Origin of the sequence: Streptomyces sp. 13-12-16 (assembly GCF_002114215.1) — a bacterium.
Classification (GTDB): domain Bacteria; phylum Actinomycetota; class Actinomycetes; order Streptomycetales; family Streptomycetaceae; genus Streptomyces.
The window spans coordinates 1-3875 of the sequence record NZ_NCTE01001334.1 but is presented as its reverse complement, the minus strand read 5'-3'; the positions used below and the strand labels follow the sequence as shown (position 1 = coordinate 3875).

4 protein-coding genes and 1 pseudogene are annotated in these 3875 nt (G+C 72.6%); 3 read left to right on the top strand and 2 right to left on the bottom strand.

All coding sequences use genetic code 11. The features are described 5' to 3' along the window. Positions 1-807, top strand: an 807-nt coding sequence (locus B7767_RS45445) for a tetratricopeptide repeat protein (protein ID WP_179167515.1), incomplete at its 5' end; no start/stop codon positions are given. Between the two features lie 311 nt (positions 808-1118). Here B7767_RS45445 and B7767_RS40615 read toward each other — a convergent pair. Further along, positions 1119-1568, bottom strand: coding sequence for a spore-associated protein (locus tag B7767_RS40615; RefSeq protein ID WP_085576283.1), 450 nt, complete (start codon positions 1566-1568; stop codon positions 1119-1121). A 127-nt stretch (positions 1569-1695) separates the two neighbouring features. Beyond that, a complete protein-coding gene (locus B7767_RS40610; protein WP_085576282.1) occupies positions 1696-2715 on the bottom strand; it encodes an aldo/keto reductase in 1020 nt (339 codons plus the stop codon). Positions 2716-2877: 162 nt separating this feature from the next. Between B7767_RS40610 and B7767_RS40605 the strand changes: the two genes are divergently transcribed. Together B7767_RS40605 and B7767_RS40600 are read left to right on the top strand one after the other, a co-directional pair. Then, positions 2878-3468, top strand: coding sequence for a TetR/AcrR family transcriptional regulator (locus B7767_RS40605; RefSeq protein WP_085576281.1), 591 nt, complete (start codon positions 2878-2880; stop codon positions 3466-3468). A 178-nt stretch (positions 3469-3646) separates the two neighbouring features. Beyond that, positions 3647-3875, top strand: a pseudogene (locus B7767_RS40600) (sortase-dependent protein); the annotation flags it as partial.

Sequence of the window (3875 nt, the reverse complement as noted above, 5' to 3'; positions counted from 1 at the left end):
GGCGCGGCCGGCCGTACGAGCGTCGCGCACCTCTACGAGCTGGTGGAGCGCAACCCCCGCGCGCATCTCGTGAACACCGTGAGCGTCATGGCCGACCTCTCCCACGCGCTCAGCGAGGCGGGGGACGCCCAGGAGGCCCTGGACACGGCCGAGAAGGCGCTCCGCCTCTACGACGAACACCTCCACTCCGGGGCGGGGCACACGGCGGAGATCTCCGCCCGGCTGCTCGACACCCTCGCCCTGAGGCTCAACAACACCGGCCGCCACGAAGAGGCCCTGGAGAGATCCGAGCAGGCGGTCGAGTACGGCCGCGGGCTCCTGGAGGCGGACCCCGGCCGCCACCGCCCGCACCTGTCGCGGCTGCTGACGAACCAGGCCCTGATCCTCGTCGGACTGGGCCGCCTCGACGACGCGGTGCGAGCCACCCTCGAATCGGTCGCCCTCGCCCGTACGGCCGCCCTGAACCAGGACGACGACGTCACCCTGGCGGATCTGGCGCTGTCCGTCTACAACGCGGCCCTCGACCTGGGCGAGTTCGGCCGCCTCGACGAAGCCGCGGCACTGGCGGAGGAGGCCGTCGGACATTACCGGGCGCTCGCCGGACGCCACCCCGAGGCCTTCGCGGCGGACCTGGGCGGCAGCCTCGTGGTGTGGGGCCGACTGCTGGGGGATCCGGGCCGGGTGGAGGCGGGACGGGACCGTCTGCGCGAGGCACCCGGACTCTTCGCGTCCGGGGCCCGCCCCGAGAGCGTCGGGGAGACCCGTGCCCTCCTCGACTCCCTCACCGGGCGCGGGGAGCCCGCCTGAGACGGAGCGGGCCCGTCGCTCTTCGGGAGGACCGCGCACCGGCGTCGTGGCGTGGTGGCGGGTCCGTGAGCGGAAGGTGCGGCGGCAGGGGCCGGGAGGCACGCCGGCGGTGCGGTCGAAGTGCCGGCGCGGCGTCGTGGCGGCGCCCGTGCCGGTGGCGTCTTTGCCGGAGCGTCCTTCGACGCGCCCGGCTTCCCCGGCGCCCCGCACCCCTCCCTGGAACCGGGTTCGTGAGGCGCCGGGTGACGCACCGGAGCCCTGACAGGGCCTTGCGGTCCTGTCAGGGCGAAGCGGTCCGTCGGGGGCGCGGGTCAGCGGGTGAAGGTGACCCGGTGCTCCTTCAGGGCGCCGCAGTTGGAGCCGTACACCTGCACGTACACGTTGCTGATGCCGCCGCCCCAGTCCACGCAGTGGCCCTTGCCGTGGACGTAGGCCGGTCCCGCGTACGACGTGAACCGTCCGTCGTCCTGGGCACCCTCTTCGGTGTCGGGGACATAGATCCACGCGGACATGTCAAGCCTGGTGCCGGGGTTGTTGCGGATGGTCGCGACGCAGTTCCGGCCGTTGGCCGAGTTGTACGTCAGGTAGACGGTGCCCAGTGAGCCGACGGCCGCCGAGTTCACGGTCTTGTAGCCGCTTCCGCAGACTCCCTGCGGTGTGATGTCGGGCGCGGCCGAGGCCGGCGACGCCAGGGCGGTCGTGGCCCCCACCGACAGGGCGGCCAGCGCGGAGGCGGTCAGGACGGAACGACTGAGTCTCATATTTCCCCCTTGCGACTCTTGGAGCGGTTGCTCCTGTCTGGTGTGACCCGCGGACCGGGCGAAGGGTTGTGCCGTGTCCGACGGCGAACTCCTGCGCCCGGCAGCCGGGTTCACGGCGGGAGATCCGTCAGCGGCGCCGCAGGGAGGCGTCGAGCAGCGCCGGCGGGGTGTCGAACTTCTCGTGCGCGGCCAGGTCGGTGCCCGGGGCGACGACGGAGTCGATCGCGTCGAGTACGTCGGCGGGGAGCACGGTGTCGGCGGCGGCGAGCTGGGAGTGCAGGTGGTCCAGGGTGCGCGGCCCGATGAGGGCGCTGGTCACGGCCGGGTGCGCGGTGACGAAACCGAGCGCGAGCCGGATCATCGTCAGGCCGGCCGCGTCGGCGATCTCGGCCAGTCGCTCGACGGCGTCGAGCCGGGCCCGGTTGGCGGGGAGGGCGGGGTCGAAGCGTTCCGGCATGAACGCCGAGCGGTGGGTGGTGACGTCCTTGCCCCTGCGGACGGCGCCGGACAGCCAGCCCGAGGCCAGCGGGCTCCACGCCAGCACCCCCATCCCGTACTCCTCCGTCACGGGCAGGACGTGGGACTCGATCCCGCGCTGCAGTACGGAGTAGCTGGGCTGTTCGGTGACGTAGCGGCTCAGGCGGTGTTCGCGGGCGGCCCACTGCGCCTGCACGATGCGGTACGCGGGGAACGTGGAGGAGCCGAAGTAACGGATCTTTCCCGCGCGTTGCAGATCGGTCAGGGCGGACAGGGTCTCCTCGTCGCCGGTGGCCGGGTCCCACCGGTGGATCTGGTAGAGGTCGACGTGGTCGACGCCGAGCCGGCGCAGGCTGTCGTCCAGCGCGGTGACCAGCCAGCGGCGCGAGCTCCCCCGGTGGTTCTGCTCGTCGCCCATGGGCATGCCGGCCTTGGTGGCCAGCACGATGTCGTCGCGGCGGCCGGCGATGGCCTTGCCGACCATCTCCTCCGACTCGCCGTCGCCGTACATGTCGGCGGTGTCGATGAGGTTGACGCCGGCCTCCAGTGCGGCGTCGACGATGGCGGTGGCCTCGTCCTGGGAGGTGCGTCCGATCCTGCCGAAGTTCATCGCGCCGAGCGCGAGGGTGCTGACCCGGACGCCGGTGCGGCCCAAGGTGCGGTACTGCATGGTCGTGTCTCCTCGGTACGGGAAGTGTGTGACGGCACGGCGGCGCACGGCTTGGTGGCCGGGCGCCCGCTCTGGCATCATGAGCAAGCGGAACCGTGTTCCGGAACGATACGGAACGCTGTTCCGTTTTGGCAAGCGGTGATGAGCGAAAAGGAGCGGCGCGTGAGCGACAGTGACGAGGGCGCCGGGCGCACGGCTCCGTCCCGGCGCAAGGACGCCCGGCGCAACAAGGAGAACCTGCTGGACGCCGCCGCCGCGGTCTTCGTCGCGTCGGGCGTGGACGCGCCGGTCCGCGAGATCGCGGCCAGGGCCGGAGTCGGGCTGGGCACGATCTACCGCCACTTCCCGACGCGGGCGGACCTCATCATCGCCGTCTACCGGCACCAGGTCGACGCCTGCGCCGAGGCCGGTCCGGCCCTGCTGGCCACCGGTGCGACCCCGCACGCGGCGCTGGGGGAGTGGATCGGCCTCTTCGTCGACTTCCTGGTCACCAAGCACGGCCTCGCCGCCGTGCTGCACTCCGACGAGGCCGGTTTCGACGCCCTGCACACCTACTTCCTCGACCGTCTCGTGCCGGTCTGCACCCAACTGCTCGAAGCCGCCGCGGCGGCCGGTGAGATCCGCTCCGACATCGACGCCTACGCGCTCATGCGCGGCGTGGGAAACCTGTGCATCGGCGCGGAGAGCGACCCCCGCTACGACGCACGCCGACTGGTCGGGCTCCTCGTCGCGGGGCTGCGGTCACCCCGGTAGCGCCTTCCCGGGCGGTGGGGGCGTTTCCTCCCCCGCCGGAAGCCCGGCAACGGGTTTCCCCCCACGGGACTTTGCCTTCTCTTTACAACCCGTGGTGTCGCCGTCCCGTCTCTTCGCACGATCCATGACCCGGCCCGCCGGATCACCCTGCGGGCGGAGCGACGAAAGAGAGCGACCCATGCGCCGAACTGTCCTCAGTGCCACGGCACTTGCCTGCACCGCCGTGCTGGCGAGCGCGGTGCCCGCCTTCGCCGACGGGCCGTCCCCGGTCCCCGCGGCCACCGAGGCCCCCAGCGAGGCGCCGGCCCCGGCCGACGCCACCAGCCCGAGCCCCGTACCGGCCGAGAGCGAAGCGCAGGCCCCCGGCGAGGTCACCGTCGTACCGAGCGGTGCGCCCGACACCGGCG

What these genes read in the sequence shown, in the direction of transcription:
- B7767_RS40615 (WP_085576283.1), bottom strand. Translation starts at nt 1,568, where the DNA reads ATGAGACTCAGTCGTTCCGTCCTGACCGCCTCCGCGCTGGCCGCCCTG.
- B7767_RS40610 (WP_085576282.1), bottom strand. Translation starts at nt 2,715, where the DNA reads ATGCAGTACCGCACCTTGGGCCGCACCGGCGTCCGGGTCAGCACCCTC.